Raw genomic sequence first — 19,814 nt, forward strand, 5'->3', positions numbered from 1 at the left:
CTGCGCCGTCACTCGCCCTTGGCGGCGTGGACGTCGCTCGTCGTCACCGGCAGGGTTCTCTCCGGGTTGTCGGCGATAGCCTTCTTGAAAGCCTCCAGCTCGTCCCTGGAGTAGTAGTTTCCGGCCCGAACCACGCCCGATATGCGGTCCAGGTTATCCACGCTGCTGGTAGGGTCGGCGGCCAGGAGCACCAGGTCGGCGTTCATGTCTTTGGCGATCAGCCCCATGCTGTCGGTTCGCTTCATGAAGCGTGCCGGGAGCGTCGTGGTCATCTGCAACACCTGCAGCGGCGACAACCCGGCGGCGGCAAGCTCCTTGAACTCCTGCTGCAAGAAAAGCCCCGGCGCCTGACCGCTGCCGTCGGTTCCCGTCATCATCGGCACTCCGGCATCGGCGAGCAGCTTCGTCAGGGTCTTCTGCTTGGCATAGGCGTCCTTGTATATCTGCTTCGTTTGGCCTGGCAGCCGGTTGAAGTCGCCCAGGACCTCCAGCCATAGCTGGTATGAAGCCGGCGGAATGAAGGGAATCGCCGGGTCTTCCCGATACGCCGGGTCGTCCTGCATGTATTGCGTGCGCAGCCTGACCAGGGTCGGCACCATCCAGGTCTCGTTGCGGGCGAACTGCTCCGCCAGCGTGTCGCATTTCGCCCGGTCGAAACTCGTCATCGCCTCGTGCAGGCGTGCCACCCGCGCCGGGCTGTCCGCGACGATGGGATTGATCAGGTAGCGCTTCATCTTGCCCGCGATGGCGGCCTGGACGATGGGCGCGGCGAAGTTGGGAAGCTTGAAGCTCGGCATGCTGCGCGTCGGGTGCTCGATGGACTCGCTGAGCAGGGCCGGCTTTTCCGTGGAGCAGGCGATCCATATGACGTCGCCGGGGCCCAGGTGCTCGATCGACCGGAAGCCGGCCAGCTCGGCGCGCGACGGGTCGACACCTTCCGGCACATGCCCGGCAATCGGGATGCCCAGCGCACGGGCTTGCGCTATCGCGGCATAGAACATCGGCGGGGTCACCCAGCCGACCTTGATGAAGTCCGCGCCCTCGTCGCGTTGCTGGCGCAACACGTCGGCGAGTTCGTCCACCGTTCCGGCGCTGGTGGGAACCAGCGGCTCGGCGGGCATCGCCAGCAGGGCAGGGGCTTTCTCGGTGAGGGGAAGCTGCCCCGCCGCCCGTTGAGCGAGCAGCTCGGGCGTCCCCGCCATCTGCCGAAAGCCGGTCACGCCCTCGGCGAGCATCAGCGTGAGCACGCCCGGAGCGTTCTCTGACTGAAGCGCATGGGAGTGCATGTTGTTGAATCCCGGCACCGCGAACTGACCTCCCGCGTTCACCCGCCGGTAGGCCGGATAACGCTGGCGCATCGACGCGGGGCCGATGTCCTCGATGCGCCCCTCGCGGATCGCGATCCACTGGCCGGCCGTTTTCGAGCCCGTCCTCGGGTCGACGAGGGTCGCATTCTCGATGAGCAGCGAGCCGCGGTGGATGGCCTCGGGAGCCGTCGCCGCGTGAGTCGTTGGCCAATAGGCATGGGCCAGAAATCCGAGGATCGAAACAGCGACCACCGATAGAAGCGCAACGAGCGGCCGGGGCATTGGGTATTCCTCTTATTGGGAGGAATAAATTGAGCATCATTGTTCATAATTGGTCAATGATGTTTTCTTGTTACTGAAATTGTTCTCCCCTTTGCCTTCACTGTCGGCGTCAGCGACGAACGCCGGGGAAATTCCCTTGGGCGGCTGTGACGGACTTGCCGCAAGGCCTCCGGTCAGGCGCAGCGTTGCACGTCGTCGCGGGCCTTTGCCTGGCTGATGGAAAGCTCGTCCGGCAGTGCCACGGCATTCTTCGCGGCCAGTACCTCGGCCATCACGCTAACGGCGATCTCCGGTGGCGTCTTGCTGTCGATGTACAGGCCGATCGGCCCGCGCAAGCGTCGCAGCGATTGCTCGGTCTCGCCGAAGTGCTCGATCAGGCGCCGCCGCCGCTCCTGGCTGTTGCGCCGCGAGCCGATGGCGCCGATGTAGAACGCCGGCCCTTGCAGAGCCTCCAGCAGCGCCAGGTCGTCCAGCCTGGGGTCGTGGGTGAGGGCGATGATGCAACTGCGCACGTCGGCGGCGAATGCCCGGACCACGTCGTCCGGCATGGCGCGGATACGCTCCACGCCAGGCACGCTCCAGCCCTCGAGGTGCTGCGGGCGTGGGTCGCAGAGGGTCACCTGAAAGCCGTTGAACTGCGCCATTACGGCCAGGTACTCGGCCAGCGCGCCGGCACCGATCAGCAGCATGCGATAGCCCGGCCCAAGGGTGCTGCTCATGCTTTGGCCATCGAAGCTGAACTGCTCGGGCGTCGCGGTGTTTTCCAGGCTGACCTGCCCGGTGCCCAGGTCCAGCTGGCGACGCACCAGCTGGCCCGCCTCCAGCCGGGCGAGCAGGTCCTCGAGGGGCTCCATGGCCGGCATGAACTCCATCACCAGTTCCAGCGTGCCGCCGCACGGCAGGCCGAAACGATGCGCCTCATCGGCGCTGACGCCGTAGCGAACCCGTTCGGGTAACTGCTGCGGCAACCCCGCCGCGCCGTTGGCCGTGGTGTAGCGCTGGATCAGGTCGTCTTCGATACAGCCGCCGGACACGCTGCCCACCACGCGCCCGTCGTTGCGCAGCGCCATCATCGAGCCCACCGGCCGCGGCGAGGAACCCCAGGTGCGGGCGACGGTGACCAGCACCACGCGCTCGCCCGCGCGCAGCCAGTCGCGGGCGGTGCGCAGCACCAACAGATCGATACTTTCCATCGGGCCTCCCGTCGTTCAGCGCATGTGCAGAACGATCGGCGTGGGGCTGGCCGGATCGGTGTGCGCGCGCAGCTTGGCCACGGCTTGCGGGTCGACCTTGCCGCCCCGGTTGCCCCAGGTGGTGCGCACGAACGACAGCACGTCGGCGATCTGCTGATCCGACAGCTGCCCGCGCAACGCCGGCATTCGATACGCGTCCGGCACGCCGGCGCTGACCACCCGCAGCGAGCCGTTGAGGCTGATGTTGATGGCCGAATCCGGCGCCGTGGTCAGCGCCGAGGTCGCGCCTGCCAGCGGCGGTATCCAGGGTGCCTGTCCCTTGCCGTCCCGGCCGTGGCAGGCGGCGCACTGCGTCAGGTACAGGTGCCCGCCTGGGCCGGAAAATGCCGAGGCGTCCGCGACTTCGTACTGCCAGGGCGGCCCGTCGCGCTGCGGGTCGCCCGGCAGGGATTTGAGGTAATGGGCGATGGCGGCGAGGTCGTCGTCACCCAGGTACTGCGTGGAGTTGTTGAACGCCTCGGTCATCGAGCCGAACACCACGGCATGCGTGTTGCGCCCGGTCTTCAGGAGCTGCGCGATATCCGCCTCGCTCCAGCGACCCAGCCCGGTATTGGGGTCGTTGCGCAGGCTGGGGGCGTACCAGCCATCCAGCAGCGCGCCGGCCAGGTACTGCTCGCCTGATTCGCTCAGGGCCTTCTCGTTGAACGCCAGGCCGCGCGGCGTATGGCAGCTGCCGCAGTGGCCGGCGCCCTGGACCAGGTAGGCGCCGCGGTTCCATTGCGCGTTCTGCCCGGGCTGCCCGGCAAAGCTGCCGGGTTCGGTGAACAGATGGTTCCACAGGGCGATGGGCCAGCGCATGTTCAGCGGCCAGGGGATTTCGCTGGGCTTGTTCGCCTGCGCCACCGGCGAGACGCCATGCATGAAGAAGGCGTAGAGCGCACGCACATCGTCATCGCTGAGCTTGGAGTACGACGGATACGGCATGGCCGGATACAGCCTGCGACCCTCCGGGGCCACGCCGTGGCGCACCGCGCGGTCGAAGTCGGCCAGGCTGTAGCCGCCGATGCCGGTCGTGCCGTCCGGGGTGATGTTGGTGGCGTAGATGGCCCCCAGGGGCGTGGCCATTTTCAGCCCGCCGGCGAAGGGTGCCGCGTCCGGCAGGCTGTGGCATGCCACGCAGTCACTGGCGCGCGCCACATACTCGCCGCGCTGGATGAGCCCGGCGTCCGGGGTGTCGCTTCCCGCGTCGGCGAGCGTCGAGGTCGGCACGCGCGTGCCGTACCAGACCAGCAACGCCAGCAGAACCAGGCCGGCCAGGACGACTGCGCCGGCGATTTTGGTGTAGGGCCGTGTGCTCATGGGCAGGTCTTTCCGTCAGGCGGGTTGGCTGAAGGTGTAGCTCGAGAAGGGCATGCTGCGAATGCGCTGGCCGGTCAGCCGCGCCACCGCATTGGCCACCGCGGGCGCCACGGCCGGCAACGGCGGTTCGCCGATCCCGCCCATCTTGGCGCCGCTTTCGATCACCTTGACGTGCACGCGTGCCATGCGCGCGGGCGGCAGGATCGGGTACAGATCAAAATTGCGTCCGCGTGGCTTGCCGTCGACGTACACCGCCTCCTCCACCAGCGCCTGGGACAAGCCCAGCGACACCCCCCCATTCACCTGCGCCTCGACGATGGCCGGGTTGACGATGCTGCCCGGATCGATGGCTTGCCAGATGTCATGCACCTTCACCTGCCCGTTCTCGATGGACACCTCGGCGACCACCGCCGTTTCCGTGCCGAACGGCGAGGCCATGGCCACGCCCCGCGCGCGCCGCGAGCCATCCTCGGCGGTGAAGGGGCCGCGCTTCCAGCCGCCGGACAGCTCGGCGACGCTCTGCAGCAAGTGGGTCAGGCGCGGGTTGTCTCGCAGCAGGTGCAGGCGCAGCTCGAACGGGTCCTGCCCGCCTTTGTCGGCCAGTTCATCGAGAAACGCCTCGTAGAAGAAGTCGTTGAGCGAGTTGCCCACCGAGCGCCAGTAGCCGAGCACCACCGGGCCTTTGACATAGTTCTGCGCGATGCGCCGGTGCGGGATCGCATAGGACTTGCCAGCCAGCCCTTCGAGCGCCGTCGGGTCGGGCTGGTCGCCCGGTTTGCCGGCGAGCGACTCGGTCGGCCCCTCCGTGGCGCTGACCGCCTCCAGTGCGACGGGCAGGCCCTTGTCGTCCAGCGCGGCGCGGAATTTCACCACCGCCATCGGTCGCAACGCGTCGCGCAGGAACTCTTCCTCGCGGCTCCAGATCAGCTTGATCGGCCGGCCGACCGCCTTGGCCAGCTCGATGGCCTGCGGGTACGGGTTGGCGGTCTCGTAGAGAAAGTGCCGGCCGAAGAAACCGCCCAGCAACGGGCTATGCAGATTGATCCTGGAGGGGTCGATGGCGGCGCATTTGGCGATATCGGCCAGGAACATGTCCTGCGCCTGGTTGGGCAGCCAGATATCCAGCGTGCCGTCCGGATTGAAACGGGCCAGGGCCGACGGTGGCTCGAGTTGCGCGTGATTGAGGTACTGGTTGTGGTAGGTGGCCTCGACCTTGGTGGCCGCCTTGGCCAGGGTGCCGGCGAAGTCGCCTTCCTTCTCGGCTTCACGTCCCGGACCGGGTTCGTTGGCCAGGCGTTCACGGTAGGCCACGGTGGAGAAGCCCGCCGGCATCACCCGCCCGGTCGCATCGGCGGCGGCCTCCTGCCAGTCCACCTGGATGGCTTCGACCGCGCGCTTGGCATGCCACCAGCGCTCGGCGACCACCGCCACGGCGCCGGGCAGGCGGTGGACCGAATGCACACCCTTCATCGCCTTGACCTGCGCCTCGTTGCGCAGCTCGCCCACCGTCATTCCCAGGCGCGGCGCGTGCTGCACCGCGGCGTGCAGCATGCCGTCCACCTGCATGTCGATGGAGTACAGGGCCTTGCCGGTGGATTTTTCGTAGGCGTCCAGGCGGCGCACCGGCTTGCCGATCCAGCGGAACTGGGCGGGATCGCGCAGGGTGACGCTGTCGACGTCCGGCACGGGCAGGTCGAGGGCATCCGCAGCCAGCTCGCCGTAGGTCAGCGAGCGCCCCGAAGCCGGGTGCAGCACGCGGCCGGGCTCGGTGGTCAACGCCGCCACGGGGACGTTCAGCCGCGCGCTGGCGGCCTGCAACAGCATGGCCCGCGCCAGCGCGCCGAGGCGGCGCATGGTCGGGTAGCTCATGCGCACCGACATGCTGCCGCCGGTGATGCGCATGCCATTCTCCATCACCACATAGGCCTCGCCGGGCGGCGCGCTCTCGACCAGAAAGGTCGAGGGATCGGCGTCCAGCTCCTCGCCGACGATCTGCGCCATGGCGGTGTAGGTGCCTTGTCCGCCTTCGATGAACGGGCACAGAAGCCGAACGGTGCTGTCCGGCCGTATCTCCAGGAAGGCGCCCACCTGGGTGCCCGCCGCCTTGCTTTCGGCGGCCATCGCCTGCATCCGCGCAGACCCGGAAGGCAGCGCGAAACCGAGCACCAGGGCGCCCGTCACCGTGCCCGAAGCCAGCAGGAAACGCCGGCGCGAAAGGTTGATGGGTTCACCCAGCGGCGAAGCTTCTCTATTCATACGGGCACTCATCAGGCGTTCCCCCCGGCAGGCGCAGCGGGCGTGGCCAGGCTGTTGGCCAGATCGTGAACGGCGGCCTGGATGGCGTTGTAGGTGCCGCAGCGGCACAGGTTCACCATCGCGGCGGCGATCTGCCCGTCATCGGGCTTGGGGTTGTTCTTCAGCAGGGCGGTGGCGGCGACCACCTGGCCGGACTGGCAGTAGCCGCACTGGGCCACCTGATGCTCGACCCAAGCGGCGACCACGCGCTTGCCCACTTCGTCGGCCTCGATCGCCTCGATGGTGGTGACCTCGCGGCCCACCACCCCGGCGACCGGCGTGACGCAGGAGCGCACCACGTTGCCATCCACCAGCACCGAGCAGGCGCCACATTGCGCCAGGCCGCAGCCGTACTTGGTGCCGGTCAGCCCCAGGTCATCGCGGATGACCCACAGCAGCGGCGTGTCGGCTTCGGCGTCGACCTGATAGGTTTTCTGGTTAATTCGCAATTCCATGGCTCACCTGCTCATCACGATGATGTTATTGGGACTCCGACATTCGAGTGCCGGTAGGGCATCTTGGAAAAGTAGCAGCGGCTACGAGCGGCGCACCTCGGCACCCGGTCGCCCGGTCCATAGCGTTACGACCATCATCTACGCAAGGGAAGGCGGCTCGTTAGCACGATTCGCTGGCTGTCTTGCCTAAAACTGCCGCTGAGTGGGGGCGCATGAGTCCGCGTTTGGCTCGCCAGGCCGGTACGGTGTCCGGGAGCAGGACGCGACGGATCGGCGCCCTTCGTCGAGACTGACGCGGTCTGTGGAGGATGTGGGGGCGACGACAGCGTCGGCCTGTAACGTTCACGCCCCGACTGCCCGGCGCGGGCGACTCAGCCCGCCCAGGTTTCGGTTTTCAGAAAATCTATGAATGCGCGAAGGGGCGAAGGCACGTGCCTGCGGTCGTTGTAGTACAGGTAGGGGCCGTCGAAAGCCTGCCACCAGTCTTCCAGTACCGGCAGGAGCGCGCCCTGTTCGATCAACGGCCCCAGGTATTCCTCGAAGGTGTAGATGATCCCGACGCCGCCCAGCGCGGCGCCCACCTCCAGATCCTGGGAGGAGCTGATCAACGGTCCCTGGGGCGGGACGCGGATTCTCGCGGCGTCTTTTTCGAACTCCCATACACCCAGCTTGCCGCTCTCGAAGCGGTGACCGATCAGGCGGTGATTGAGAAGGTCGCGGGGATGCAACGGTGTGCCGTTCCGCTCCAGATAGGCGGGCGCTGCGGCGGCTACGAAGCGTTGTCGACGTGGGCCGATGGGCACCGCAATCATGTCCTTGGCCAGGCTTTCCTCGTAGCGGACGCCCGCGTCGTAGCCGGCGGCGATGACATCGAGGAAGGTGTTATCCATCGTCACTTCGATGCTCACCCCCGGGTAGCGTGCGAGAAACGCAGGGACCAGCTTGGGCAGTACGAAGCGCGCGACGGGCACCGGTACATTAAGGCGCAGAGTCCCCACAGGACGCTGCGCATCTTCGTGAAGGTCGCCGAAGGCCGCGCTCATTTGCTCAAGAGCCGGGCGTAGCCGCTCCAGCAAGCGTGCACCGACTTCCGTCGGGACCACGCTGCGGGTCGTGCGGTTGAGCAGCCTGATGCCCAGATCGCTTTCCAACCGACGCACACCATCGCTGATGGACGAGGCCGACATGCCACGTTTCTGGGCGGCCACCCGGAACCCACCCGCTTCCACTACCGCGGCGAAGAGTGCGACATCGGTCAGGTTGGGCTGGCGCATGGCGGCTCTCCTAAAAGGAAGAGCGGATTGTACGGTTGAGCGTACATAGCGTCCATTTCAGTACGGCTTATCGGCAGCAATCCAGGGGTTAACAATGCCTCACGTCGACGGCACCGCCTCGTAGCAGTCCGTCCAGAACATTCCCTACGTGAGGATCGAACGATGACTAGTGCAACCCTGCGGATGGATCCCATCAATATCGCCAGCGCTGCCTGGCGCAGAGGCCTCGCCACCATTGGCCTGGCGCTGGGCTGCGTGCTGGACTCCGGCATCGCGAGTGGCCAGAGCCAGCCAGAACCGGATTGGAGCCTGGCAGACATGCCTTCGCAGAGCGGGCGTATCTTCCTGGTCACGGGAGGCACCAGCGGCATGGGCTATGAGGACGCCAAGGCCCTCGCGGCCGCTGGCGCCCAGGTGGTGATCGCTGCGCGGAACCCGCAACGGGGCGATGAGGCCATCGCCCGTATCAAGCAGGAGGTTGCCGGCGCGCAGGTACATTTCGAAGCGCTGGACCTGGCCGATCTGGCATCGGTCCAGGCGCTCGGCGAACGTCTCGGCGCGACCTTGCCGCGCCTCGATGGGTTGATCAATAACGCCGCGATTATGGCGCCTCCGCAGCGCGCCACCTCGGCCGATGGCTACGAGTCGCAACTGGCCACCAACTATCTGGGCCACTTCGCCCTGACGGCCCACTTGCTGCCGCTTCTGCGCAAGGGCGATGGCGCACGGGTGGTGACCTTGTCCAGCATCGCTGCCGCGCGCGGCAGCATCGATTTCGATGACCTGCAATCCGAGCGGTCCTACAACCCTTACGCGGCCTATGCCCAGTCCAAGCTGGCCGGTCTGATGTTCGCCTTCGAACTGCAGCGCCGCAGCGAGGCGCGGGGCTGGGGAATTCGGAGCATCGCCGCGCATCCTGGCGTGGCCGTTACGGAGCTGATCGAACGCGGTCCGGGCCTGGACAGCGAGTTCGGCCGCAACTGGGCCAAGGATCGCGAGCGCTACCACTCCGCTGCCCAGGGGGCGCTGCCGACGCTGTACGCAGCCACCGCCGTCGAAGCGCAGCCAGGTGCCTACTACGGCCCCACGGGCGAGGGAGAAAAGCGCGGTCCTCTGGGGCTGGCCAGCGTACCGGGCGCTGCGAACGACGCGGCGGCGGCCACCCGGCTATGGACGGCCAGTGAACAGCTGACGGGTGTCAGCTACCGCTAAGCCAGGCGAGGAGAGTCATCATGCTGTCAGCTACTCTGGTACAGCGCCTCGGCGCCGCCATCGAAGCCGAGCGTCACGAGCTGAAACCTGCGCTTGCAGGGTTCGCGCTGTTTTTCTGCCTGTTCTCCGGCTATTTCATGCTGCGCCCGATTCGCGAGTCGATGGGCATCATGGCCGGTATCGAGAACCTGCAATGGCTATTCACCGTCACCTTCGTGGTCATGCTGGTGGCGGTGCCGTTGTTCGCCTGGCTGAGCTCCCGGGTGCCGCGTGTTCACTTCGTCGATTGGGTCTATGGGTTCTTTTGCCTGAACCTGCTGGCCTTCGCCGGACTGTTTCAGCTCAGCGCTGACAGCGTCTGGCTGGCGAGGGTGTTCTACGTGTGGATTTCGGTCTACAACCTGTTCGTGGTCTCGGTGGCCTGGAGCCTGATGGCCGATGTGTTCGATGGGCGTCAGGCCAAGCGGCTGTTCGCCTTCATTGCGGCGGGCGCGAGCGTTGGTGGCCTGGTTGGGCCGGCGATGAGCGCGCTGCTTGTTGGGGTCATTGGACAATCCGGGCTGGTGCTGCTGGCGGCGGTGCTGCTGGGCGTCGCGCTGGCACTGAAGGTGCCGCTGATGCGCTGGCGGGAAGTCGGTGGCGCCGGCAGACCCGGAGCGTCCGTCACGGAGAGTCCGCGCAAGCCGGTAACGGGCAACCCGTTCAGCGGCCTGACGCGGGTCATGCAGTCGCCTTATCTGTTTGCCATCGCCGTCTTCGTCATCCTGCTCGCCACGGTGACGACCTTTCTGTATTTCGAGCAGGCACGGCTGGTGGCCGAGCGCTTTCCGGAGCGCGCTTCGCAGATCAGGGTGTTCGGCATCATCGATGTGATCGTCCAGACCGGAGCCTTGCTGGCGCAGCTGTTCATCATCGGGCGCATCGCTCGGACGCTGGGAGTGCGCATGTTGCTGGCGATCGTGCCGGCGCTGGTCTGCGTGGGCTTTGTCGGTCTCGCCCTGGCCCCTACGTTCGCCATGTTGGCAGCGTTGATGATCGTCAGGCGCATCGGTGAGTACGCCTTCGTCCGCCCCGGCCGGGAGATGCTCTTCGCGCCCCTGGATGCCGAGAGTAAATACAAAGCCAAGGGGTTTATCGATACGGTCGTCTACCGGGCAGGCGACGCCCTTAGCGGCTGGGTGAAAAGTGGCCTGGACATGCTCGGTCAGGGCGTGGTGCCGGTGGCGCTGGTCGGTGCCACCTGCGCCCTTTTGTGGGGAGCACTTGGCTGGTACCTGGGCAAGCAGGCCGACGCGTTAAGCAAGCGCTCGACGTCGGTTCGGTGACCCCCTGAACTTGGGCCTTATCTCTGAACCCCGGACACCAACGCGATGTGAGGTGCGGGACCACACGGTATTCATTCGATGTGGCCGATCCTTCTTTCCAAGGATGCTGAATTGGAAGAGCTTCCGGCCTTTCGGTGCTATGGCGATCTCATCATGCATGGCGAGGGGCTCGGCAGATGAGATCGAGCCTGAATGCCGCCACCGTCAGTCATCACCCGACAGGGCGGTGATGGCTACCGGGTAGCCCGCGAGACCTAATTGCTTCCCCCGGCCGAAGTGTTGCAGCGCTTTTCGACAGGAGGATCGGGCAAGAATCCGGGACGATCCTGCTACGACCACGGCGTTCCGCAAGGGCAGGCTCTTTCACGCAAAGACCGGGTGTGCACGTCCGCTTTCGAGCACGCCGCTGATGACCAGCAACCCTAAGAGAACTCAGCCATGCGTATTCCAACGTTAGGTGTCACCCGCGCGGCGACCTTGGCCGGCGCACTGCTCCTTGGCGCTTTGCTGCCGGGGCCGGCGCTCGCCAATGCCAGCAGCGACGTCGAGGTCCGCAACAAACAGGCGGTCACCGAGGCGTTCGACCGCTGGGCGGCCGGCGGCACTACCTTCTTTCGCGACATCCTGATGCCCGACGTGGTGTGGACCATCAAGGGCTCCGGCCCCAGTGCCGGTGTTTATCATGGCCTGGACTCGTTCGTGTCCGAAGCGGTTCAGCCTTTCGTTTCACGCCTGTCCACGCCGGTGCGCCCAGTCAGCAAGCAGATCTGGGCCGATGGCGACCACGTGATCATCCAGTGGGACGGTGCCGGCGTCGCCCGTGACGGCCAGCCCTATCGCAACAGCTATGCCTGGATCTTCCACATGCGTGAAGGCAAGGCCTTCGAAGTGACGGCCTACCTTGACCTTCCGGCCTACGACGACGTGCTGCAGCGCATTCCAGCCCCCACGCAGTGACTGACGGCTGACTTGCCATGACCTGAAACAGGCCCGTTGCCGCAAGTGTGGAACGTAAGAATCCGGGTCTTAGACACGTTTTCGACACGCAAAGAAAAGCCCCTGACTTCTTCGGAAATCAGGGGCTTATTTGGGCCGGGGTCACCCTAACCTGATAGCTAATCCATTGAATCTATTTGAGTTTCTAAGAGTTAAAATTCGCAGGGATACACGCGGGGATACAAGAAGCCGTCTGCTGGCTGTTTTTTCGGCCACCGCAGGCTGCGAAGCGGACTGCCATCCAGGCATCTGAACCGCCGTCGAAAGCACGCCTAGGGAACCACGAAGAACGCAGTCACGGCCCTAGACTCAACGCCCAGCCCTATTCCGAATATGGAATGGATGGCCTACCCTCCATCTATCTATGGCTGAACACAGGGACGTGCGTAATGGCTATCCAAAACCAATTCCGAAAGCCATTGGTGCTTTCCGGCGTCTTGCTTGCATTCCTAGCCTGGCCATTCATGGCTTCAGCACAGCTACAGAAGTGCACTGACCCTGTCACAGGAAAAATCACCTTCTCGGATCGGGGCTGCAGCTCAGGCGAAGAAATGACTTCGATCCGGGTCGCTCCGGCCAACAGCATTGACGGCTCCCAATATCGGCAACAGCAAGCCGACTCCAGTTATCCCGACGCCAACCAGTTTCAACAGGAAGCACCCTCGGGTATCAGAGTGGGCGGAGTCGGCTCAAGTAGCGACGCCGATCGCCAACGCCAAAAGCTCTGCAAGGAAGCGTCCACACCCCACAAAGGCGCGCATGGGCTGACTGCCGCGCAGCGCGCTCATGCCGCTCAGCTGTGTGCTGGCATTAGCCTTCCCGCGCCTGCCTCCCGCTCTGCTCCAGCACCACCACCAATAGCAGAATCGAAACCGCCAGCTGTCATAACGAACTGCGACAGCGCTGGCTGCTGGGATAGCAACGGTATGCGCTACACAAAAGGCGCAGGCACAACCCACTTCCCTGCCAATGGCGGCCCGGCCTGCCAGCTAATCGGCGGGCAAATGATCTGCCCCTAAACCTCTTCTGGAGCCCTCGCGCGCGTACGCGGGCGCGTATTGGTCTCACAAGCGCGCTCAGCGACTGCTCCCAACCCACCGGCGGCAAACATGTAATTCCGTGGATACCGCGCTGGATACCAAGCCTGTTTACCGCCGCTCAGCGTGTAACCTCACCTGTAACCATGCAGCCACCACGCAGCTAAAAACGCGGTTTTCCATGTTAACCAGCTTGTTAACGCTCATCTGTTAATCACGGATTTGGCACTAACCTGGGCGCTAACCAAACCGCATAAAACCGTGAGCACCAGCCGGCATAACGCCCCACTGCGTACCTCCCGCGCAGGTGATCCGTTTTCGGGCTGAACTCCGCAGGCGTAGCAGGTTAAAGTGCAGTTTTTGCCGCCTCACCCAGGAGCAGTTACGTGAACACGGAAAACCATTCCCAGACGGCCGCGTTTCTCTGGTCGATTGCCGACCTGCTGCGCGGTGACTTCAAGCAGTCGCAGTACGGCCGCATCATCCTGCCGTTCACCCTGCTGCGCCGTATGGAATGTGTTCTGGAACCGACCAAGAACGCGGTGATCAGTGAGGCCTGTGCGCAGGAAGGCCGTCCTGATCTGGTGCGTGAGCGGCTGTTGCTGCGCGCAGCCGGGCAGCAGTTCTTCAATGCTTCCAAACTGACCCTCGGCACACTGTCCGATACCCAGACCGCCGCCGACCTGATGAGCTATGTGCAGTCCTTCAGCAAGGACGCCCGCGAGATCTTCGAGCACTTCCACTTCGAGGACTTCGTGCAGCAGCTCTCGGCCGCCAACCTGCTGTATCAGGTGGTGCAGCGCTTTGCCGCCACCGACCTGAGCCCCGAGCGCATCAGCAACTTCGGCATGGGCATCATCTTCGAAGAGCTGATCCGCAAGTTCGCGGAAAGCTCCAACGAAACCGCCGGGGAACACTTCACCCCGCGCGATATCGTGCACCTGACCACCTCGCTGGTGATCACCGGGCAGGACGACAAGCTCAAGCCCAACAGCATCGTCACCATCTACGACCCGACTGCCGGCACCGGCGGCTTCCTCTCCGAGGGCGACGAGTACATCCAGTCCATCAGCCAGCAAGTCACCGTGTCGCTGCACGGCCAGGAGCTGAACCCCGAGTCCTACGCCATCTGCAAGGCGGACATGCTGATCAAGGGCCAGGACGTCACCAGCATCAAGCTGGGCAATACCTTGTCCAACGACCAACTGTCCGGCCCCGAGCACCGCTTCGACTTCATGCTCAGCAACCCGCCGTTTGGCGTGGAGTGGAAGAAGGTGCAGAAGCAGATCACCGACGAGCACAGCGAGAAAGGCTTCAACGGCCGCTTCGGCCCAGGCTTGCCGCGCGTGTCCGATGGCTCGCTGCTGTTCCTCCTGCACCTGGTCAGCAAGATGCGTGACCCGCGTGAAGGTGGCTCGCGCATCGGCATTATCCTCAACGGCTCGCCACTGTTTACCGGCGGCGCCGGTTCGGGCGAGTCGGAGATTCGCCGCTACCTGCTGCAGAACGATCTGGTCGAAGCCATCATCGCCCTGCCCACCGACATGTTCTACAACACCGGCATCGCCACCTATGTGTGGGTGCTGAGCAACCACAAGACCGCCACGCGCCAGGGCAAGGTACAGCTGATCGACGGCAGCCAGCACTTTGCCAAGATGCGCAAATCCTTGGGCAGCAAGCGCCAGTACCTCACCGAGGAGCAGATCGACGAGTTGGTGCGCCTGTATGGCCGCTTCGAGGAAACCGCGCAGAGCAAAATCTTCCCCGTCGAAGCCTTTGGCTACCGGCGCATCACCGTCGAGCGCCCGCTGCGCCTGAACTTCCAGGCCAGTGCCGAGCGCATCGAAAAAGTGCTGGAAGAGAAAGCCATCGAGAAGATGGAAGCCCCGGCCCGCCAGCGGCTGATCGAAGCCCTGCAAACCATGGATGCCAGCGTGCTGCACCGCAACCGCGAGCAGTTCAGCAAGCTGCTGAAAAAGGCACTCAGCGCCCACGACGTATCACCCAGCACGCCCGAGCTGAAGGCCATCCTCAACGCCCTGAGCGAGCGCGACCCCGAGGCCGATATCTGCCTGGTGAAAGGTAAACCCGAAGCCGATGCCGGCCTGCGCGACAACGAGAACGTGCCGCTGGGCGAATCGGTGTACGACTACTTCGAGCGCGAAGTAAAACCCCATGTGCCGGATGCCTGGATCGACGAGAGCAAGACTGATGCGCAGGACGGCGAAGTCGGCGTGGTCGGCTTCGAGATACCGTTCAACCGGCACTTCTATGTGTTCCAGCCGCCGCGCCCGCTGGCAGAGATCGACCGCGATCTGAAAGCCTGCACCGACCGCATCAAGCAGATGATCGAGGGGCTGTCGGCATGACGTTTCCAGCCTATCCAGAATACAAACCATCTGGCTTTGATTGGTTGCCAGAAGTCCCTGCACATTGGATGGATAGGAAGATCGCGAGGGATATCCCATTCGTGGTTGGTTGGACGCCACCGTCGGGTAAGGATGAGTACTACGACGGCGATTTGCCTTGGGTTACGATTGCAGATATGACGCAGATGACCGTCGAGGATACCAAGTCAAAAATTAGCCACCTTGCAGTTCGGGATAAAGGCGCGAAAGTTGTTCCCGCTGGAAGCATGCTCTTCTCGTTCAAGTTGTCTGTTGGAAAGATCGCCTTTCTAACAATTGATTCCTATACGAACGAAGCGATAGCAGGCTTTCTCCCTTGCGGGCCACTTGATCTTGAGTACTGGAAATATGCTGCCCCGGAATTTATTCCAAGGTATGGCAGAGAGAATATCTACGGCGCGACTTTGCTGAATCAAGAGCTTATTAGCTTTGTGAGGTTCTTTGCCCCGGCGAGGGTCGAACAAACCCAAATCGCCCGCTTCCTCGACCACGAAACCGCCCGCATCGACGCGCTGATCGAAGAGCAGCAGCGCCTGATCGAGCTGCTCAAGGAAAAGCGCCAGGCCGTGATCTCCCACGCCATCACCAAAGGCCTCGACCCGACGGTGCCGATGAAAGACTCCGGGGTAGCGTGGCTGGGCGAGGTTCCGGCGCATTGGAAGGTAATAAAACTTGGTCTACTCGCATCTGATAGATGTGACGGTCCATTCGGTTCGGCCTTGAAGTCTGAGCATTACACTGATGAAGGTGTCAGAGTTATTCGCCTCCAAAATATTAAGTCCGGTTGGTTTAATGATGCTGACTCAGCATTCATTGATGCTGACTATTATCGAGAAAATATTGGCAAGAGCGATGTGGTTTCTGGCGATGTATTGATTGCAGGCTTGGGGGATGATAACAACCCCGTCGGAAGAGCCTGTGTAGCACCCGAAAACATCGCTCCTGCGATGGTTAAAGCTGATTGCTTTAGATTTCGTCTTATGCCTGATGTGGCAGTATCTGAATTTATTGCGCTTCAGCTAACCGCAGGAGCTACTGCCGATGCGGGTATTCTTTCAACAGGATCTACTCGCGCTCGAATTCCATTATCCTCAATGAGTACAAGGTTAATCGCCTTGCCCCCAGTTACTGAGCAGCAAGCAATCGTTAGTTTCATTCAGAGGCTGAATGAGAATATCGACTCGCTTTTTAGTGAAGCGCAGTCCGGAATTACACTCCTTCAAGAACGCCGCTCAGCCCTAATCTCCGCCGCCGTTACCGGCAAAATCGACGTGCGCAGCTGGCAGCCACCGGCCAGCACCCAAGCCCCCAAATTAGTACAAGAGGCCGTGTAATGGCGGACAGCAAGGAAGCGCAATTCCAGCAGGACATCATCAGCGCCATGGCCGCCCAAGGCTGGTTGACCGGCCCGGCCAGCGGCTATGACCGGCGCACGGCGCTCTATACCGAGGATTTTCTCGGTTATTTCAAGGAGGCTTGGCCCGAGCTCTGGGATAAGTTCGCCAAAGCCAACCCGAATAACCCGGACGCCGTGCTGGTGCAAAAGCTGGTGCGCGAGCTGGAGCAGGACGGCACCCTGGATGTGCTGCGCCATGGCTTCAAGCTGCCGGGGGTGAAGATCGAGGCGTGCAGCTTCAAGCCCGACCACGGCATGAACCCGGACACCTTGAAGCGCTACCAGTGCAACCGCCTGCGCGTGGTGCAGGAGGTGTCTTATTCACCCCACCACCGTGAAGGGGAATACAACCCGCGTCTGGATCTGGTGCTGTTCGTCAACGGCATCCCCGTCTCCACGCTGGAGCTGAAAAGCCAGTTCAAGCAGAGCGTGGAAAACGCCAAGCGCCAGTACCGCTACGACCGCCCGGTCAAAGACCCGCTGACGCGCAAGCCCGAGCCGCTGCTGACCTTCAAGCGCGGCGCGCTGGTGCACTTTGCCGTGAGCCAGGATGAGGTGGCGATGACCACCAAGCTGGCCGGCAAGGAGACCTTCTTCCTGCCGTTCAACCTCGGCAGCCTCGACGGCGGCGCCGGCAACCCGCCTGCACCGGACGACAGCCAGTACGCCACCGGCTACCTGTGGCAGCGCCTGTTCCAGCCCGATGCCTGGCTCAAGGTACTGGGGCGCTTCCTGCACCTGCAGAAGAGCGTGAAGGAAGATGCCGATGGCCAGCGCGTCACCAAGGAGACCCTGATCTTCCCGCGCTACCACCAGTGGGAAGTGGTCAACCGGCTGATCGACACCACCCGCGCCGAAGGGCCGGGCAGGCGTTACCTGATCCAGCACAGCGCCGGCTCCGGCAAGTCCAACTCGATTGCCTGGACGGCGCATCAACTGGCCTCGCTCTACGATGCCGAGGGCCAGCGCCTGTTCAATTCGGTGATCGTGATTACCGACCGCACCGTGCTGGACAAGCAGCTGCAGGACACCATCTACCAGTTCGAGCACGCCCAGGGCGTGGTCAAGTGCATCACCCGCGATATCGGCAGCCAGAGCAAATCCGAGCAACTGGCCGAGGCGCTGGCCGAGCAGACGCGCATCATCATCGTCACTATCCAGACCTTCCCGGCGCTGTTCGATGCGCTGGACAAGTACCCCAAGCTGGCGAGCGGCCGCTATGCGGTGATCGCCGACGAGGCGCATTCCTCGCAGACCGGCTCATCGGCCAGCAAGCTCAAGCAGATTCTCGGCAGCGATGCGCCGGAGGCTGAGGAAATCAGCGCCGAAGAGCTGCTGGACGCCGCCGTGGCCGCCCGCGCGCCCAACGAGCGCATCAGCTATTACGCCTTTACCGCCACGCCCAAGGCCAAGACCCTGGAGCTGTTCGGTCGCCCGGCCAACCCGGCGTTGCCGGCGAGCGCCGACAACAAGCCCGAGGCGTTCCACCTGTATTCCATGCGTCAGGCCATCGAGGAAGGTTTCATCCTTGATGTGCTGCAGAACTACACCACCTACAGCACCGCCTGGAAGATCGCCCACCCGGATGGCGACGACGAGGAAGTGGACTCGAAGAAGGCGCGCATGAAGCTGGCGCGCTGGGTGCGCCTGCATCCGTACAACATCAGCCAGAAGGTGGAGGTGATCGTCGAGCACTTCCGCGCCAACATCCGCCATCTGCTGGGCGGCCAGGCCAAGGCCATGGTGGTCACCAGCAGTCGGCAGGAAGCGGTGCGCTACCAGCTGGCGGTGCAGGCCTATGTGAAGCAGATGGGCTACGGCGATGTGCATCCGCTGGTGGCCTTCTCTGGCAGCGTGCTGCCGGACGGGGTGATTCCCGAAGAGGTGACGGAAAGCAGCAGCCTGCTCAACCCCGGCCTGAACGGGCGTGATCTGGCGGAAGCCTTCGACACCCAGGACTTCAACGTGATGATCGCCGCCAACAAGTACCAGACCGGCTTCGATCAGCCCAAGCTGTGCGCCATGTACGTGGACAAGAAGCTGCAGGGCGTGGACTGCGTGCAAACCCTGTCGCGGCTGAACCGCACCTTTGGCGACAGCAAACCCACCTTCATCCTCGACTTCTTCAACGACGCCCAGGACATTCTCGACGCCTTTCTGCCGTACTACACCAAGGCCGAGCTGACCGACGTGACCGACCCGCAGCTGATCTATGACCTGCAGAAGAAGCTGGATGCCGAGGGTATTTACCACTGGGAAGAGGTGACCGCGTTCGCGCTGGCCTTCTTCGACCCCAAGGCCGCTGCCAGCAAGCTCAGCTACTACTGCGCACCGGCCAAGGAACGCTTTGCCAAGCGCTACATCCTGGCCCAGGAGTCACGCCAACAGGCGCTGGAGTTCAAGCGTACCGCCGAGCAGAACGGCGACAGCGCCGGCTTGAAAAAGGCCGAGGCGGCCGTGAAGGAAGCTGGCGAGCAGGTGGATCAGCTCGACCTGTTCAAGAAGAACCTGCAGAGCTTTGTGCGCCTGTACGAGTTCCTCTCGCAGATCATTCCCTATGAGGATCGCGAGCTGGAGCAGCTGTGCGTGTACGCCAAGCACCTGCACCCGCTGCTGCGCGTGGATCGCCTCGATCAGGAAGACGTGGACGTGGGTGAGCTGCAACTGACCCATTACCGCCTGACCAAGCGCGCCGAGCACCAGCTGCGCTTGAGTGAGGAGCAAGGCGACTACGGCCTCGAACCGGCCACGGGGTTGGGCAGCGGCAAGCCCCATGATCCGGAGAAGAAGCGGCTATCGGAAATCATCGAGGCGCTGAACGATATCTTCGGTGCCGAGGTGAGCGATGAGGATCAGCTGCAGTTCCTCACCGGCATCGCCAATCGCATCAGTCGTCAGGAGGATGTGATGGCCCAGGTCAACAACCACTCGGTCTAACAGGTGATGCACGGCCTGTTCCCCAAGCGGGTGCTGGACACCGTGCTGGACGCCATGACCGACCACGAGAAGCTGTCGCTGGAAGTGCTGGATAACGAGACCAAGAGCCGGGCGTTTGCGTTGGTGATTTTGAAGATGCTGAAGACGGCGGCTGAAGGCGGCATGGCGGCGAGCATGGGGGATTAAGCATGAGCAACCCCCAGTTACCCGTTGGAGCTATTCCAGCGCGTGGGTACGGTGAGTCTGGATTCGGAGGAAGCCGCGGGCAGCCTGCGGCCGCTGGATATTTGACCTCTGACTGGAGGCGAGCGAGTGCGGCGGTGTGTTCGCTCAAGCGC

11 protein-coding genes and 1 pseudogene are annotated in these 19,814 nt (G+C 63.6%); 6 read left to right on the forward strand and 6 right to left on the reverse strand.

The window, feature by feature from the left end; all coding sequences use genetic code 11:
- Window positions 1–8 precede the first annotated feature (8 nt).
- The 6 genes from QMX85_RS06000 to QMX85_RS06025 all read right to left on the reverse strand — a co-directional run bounded on the left by QMX85_RS06000 (window position 9) and on the right by QMX85_RS06025 (window position 8,165).
- Window positions 9–1,589, reverse strand: a complete 1,581-nt coding sequence (locus QMX85_RS06000) for an amidohydrolase family protein (RefSeq protein WP_282339247.1) — start codon at window positions 1,587–1,589, stop codon at window positions 9–11.
- A 173-nt stretch (window positions 1,590–1,762) separates the two neighbouring features.
- Window positions 1,763–2,782: an XdhC family protein gene (locus QMX85_RS06005; RefSeq protein WP_282339248.1), complete on the reverse strand. Its 1,020-nt coding sequence runs from the start codon at window positions 2,780–2,782 to the stop codon at window positions 1,763–1,765.
- Between the two features lie 15 nt (window positions 2,783–2,797).
- A complete protein-coding gene (locus QMX85_RS06010) occupies window positions 2,798–4,141 on the reverse strand; it encodes a cytochrome c (RefSeq protein WP_282339249.1) in 1,344 nt (447 codons plus the stop codon).
- A 15-nt stretch (window positions 4,142–4,156) separates the two neighbouring features.
- Window positions 4,157–6,409, reverse strand: a complete 2,253-nt coding sequence (locus tag QMX85_RS06015) for a molybdopterin cofactor-binding domain-containing protein (protein WP_282339250.1) — start codon at window positions 6,407–6,409, stop codon at window positions 4,157–4,159.
- The gene (locus QMX85_RS06020; RefSeq protein ID WP_282339251.1) at window positions 6,409–6,891 is read right to left on the reverse strand and encodes a (2Fe-2S)-binding protein; all 483 of its coding nucleotides are present in this window, start codon (window positions 6,889–6,891) and stop codon (window positions 6,409–6,411) included. The genes QMX85_RS06015 and QMX85_RS06020 overlap by 1 nt, the downstream gene beginning before the upstream one ends.
- A 371-nt stretch (window positions 6,892–7,262) precedes the next feature.
- Complete coding sequence (locus tag QMX85_RS06025; protein ID WP_282339252.1) at window positions 7,263–8,165, reverse strand: LysR family transcriptional regulator; 903 nt, start codon at window positions 8,163–8,165, stop codon at window positions 7,263–7,265.
- Between the two features lie 183 nt (window positions 8,166–8,348).
- Between QMX85_RS06025 and QMX85_RS06030 the strand changes: the two genes are divergently transcribed.
- The 6 genes and pseudogenes from QMX85_RS06030 to QMX85_RS06055 all read left to right on the forward strand — a co-directional run bounded on the left by QMX85_RS06030 (window position 8,349) and on the right by QMX85_RS06055 (window position 19,662).
- Entirely contained in the window at window positions 8,349–9,377 is a 1,029-nt protein-coding gene (locus QMX85_RS06030; RefSeq protein ID WP_282339283.1) for an SDR family oxidoreductase, read from the forward strand.
- A gap of 20 nt (window positions 9,378–9,397) precedes the next feature.
- Window positions 9,398–10,702, forward strand: a complete 1,305-nt coding sequence (locus QMX85_RS06035) for an MFS transporter (protein WP_282339253.1) — start codon at window positions 9,398–9,400, stop codon at window positions 10,700–10,702.
- Window positions 10,703–11,140: 438 nt separating this feature from the next.
- Window positions 11,141–11,659 carry a nuclear transport factor 2 family protein gene (locus QMX85_RS06040; protein WP_282339254.1) on the forward strand — a complete coding sequence of 173 codons (519 nt, stop codon included), beginning with the start codon at window positions 11,141–11,143 and terminating at the stop codon, window positions 11,657–11,659.
- Window positions 11,660–13,121: 1,462 nt separating this feature from the next.
- A complete protein-coding gene (locus QMX85_RS06045) occupies window positions 13,122–15,104 on the forward strand; it encodes a class I SAM-dependent DNA methyltransferase (protein ID WP_282339255.1) in 1,983 nt (660 codons plus the stop codon).
- Window positions 15,101–16,477 carry a restriction endonuclease subunit S gene (locus QMX85_RS06050; RefSeq protein WP_282339256.1) on the forward strand — a complete coding sequence of 459 codons (1,377 nt, stop codon included), beginning with the start codon at window positions 15,101–15,103 and terminating at the stop codon, window positions 16,475–16,477. The genes QMX85_RS06045 and QMX85_RS06050 overlap by 4 nt, the downstream gene beginning before the upstream one ends.
- Window positions 16,477–19,662 (forward strand): annotated as a pseudogene (locus QMX85_RS06055) (DEAD/DEAH box helicase family protein). The gene QMX85_RS06050 and the pseudogene QMX85_RS06055 overlap by 1 nt, the downstream one beginning before the upstream one ends.
- Window positions 19,663–19,814 lie beyond the last annotated feature (152 nt).

Origin of the sequence: Pseudomonas sp. PS02288 (assembly GCF_029959715.1) — a bacterium.
In the GTDB taxonomy this organism is placed as follows: domain Bacteria; phylum Pseudomonadota; class Gammaproteobacteria; order Pseudomonadales; family Pseudomonadaceae; genus Pseudomonas_O; species Pseudomonas_O kuykendallii.